This is a genomic window from Planosporangium thailandense (assembly GCF_011947195.1).
Classification (GTDB): Bacteria; Actinomycetota; Actinomycetes; order Mycobacteriales; family Micromonosporaceae; genus Planosporangium; species Planosporangium thailandense.
In genome coordinates, this window is record NZ_JAATVY010000097.1 from 1 (window position 1) to 537 (window position 537).

The 537-nt window shown below is 69.6% G+C and carries 1 protein-coding gene; it reads left to right on the forward strand.

Annotation, left to right across the window (positions count from 1 at the left end):
* Positions 1–537: AAA family ATPase (locus HC031_RS32295; RefSeq protein WP_167929245.1), on the forward strand; the 537-nt coding region annotated here is incomplete at both ends.

The window sequence follows — 537 nt, forward strand, 5'->3', positions numbered from 1 at the left end:
CCAGTTCGGGCGCAACCTCACGCAGGCGGCCCGGGAGGGCAAGCTCGACCCGGTGATCGGCCGGGAGCGTGAGATCGAGCGGGTGATGCAGGTGCTCTCCCGCCGCACCAAGAACAACCCGGTCCTCATCGGCGAGCCCGGCGTCGGCAAGACCGCCGTGGTCGAGGGCCTGTCGCAGGCCATCGTCAAGGGCGAGGTGCCCGAGACGCTCAAGGACAAGCAGCTGTACACGCTCGACCTGGGCGCGCTGGTGGCGGGCAGCCGCTACCGGGGTGACTTCGAAGAGCGCCTGAAGAAGGTGCTCAAGGAGATCCGCACGCGCGGCGACATCATCCTGTTCATCGACGAGATCCACACGCTCGTCGGGGCGGGGGCGGCCGAGGGCGCGATCGACGCGGCGAGCATCCTCAAGCCGATGCTGGCGCGCGGCGAGCTGCAGACCATCGGCGCGACCACGCTGGACGAGTACCGCAAGCACCTGGAGAAGGACGCCGCGCTGGAGCGGCGGTTCCAGCCGATCCAGGTCGGTGAGCCGTC